The organism is Pontimicrobium sp. MEBiC06410 (genome assembly GCF_053601615.1).
The window spans coordinates 1-306 of the sequence record NZ_JBSHNT010000148.1 but is presented as its reverse complement, the minus strand read 5'-3'; the positions used below and the strand labels follow the sequence as shown (position 1 = coordinate 306).

General features: G+C 42.2%; 1 protein-coding gene. It reads right to left on the bottom strand.

Annotated elements, in window-relative coordinates; all coding sequences use genetic code 11:
- A partial coding sequence (locus tag ACVC08_RS08445; RefSeq protein ID WP_452601712.1) for an Ig-like domain-containing protein occupies nucleotides 1-306 on the bottom strand: 306 nt, incomplete at both ends.

Sequence of the window (306 nt, the reverse complement as noted above, 5' to 3'; positions counted from 1 at the left end):
AGTACCACCAGCATCTTCACCAGCGATTAAACTAAATAAATCTATAGTTGTAGAACTATCGTCACAGATAGTAATGCCTCCATCTGTACCAGCATTAGCAGGTGTTTCAATAGTAAGAACTACTGGTATTCTAGAGCTCACACAACCAGAGACAGTTTCTTCAGTTTCAGCATAGTAAGTGTAAACTCCAATAGCTGTATCGGTAGGCGTATAATTAAGGCCAGAAGCTAATGCAGTACCTCCAGTGGCGTTTGCATACCAATTAACAGCATCCCCTAAAGCAGGAGGGCCAGGTAGTACAACACT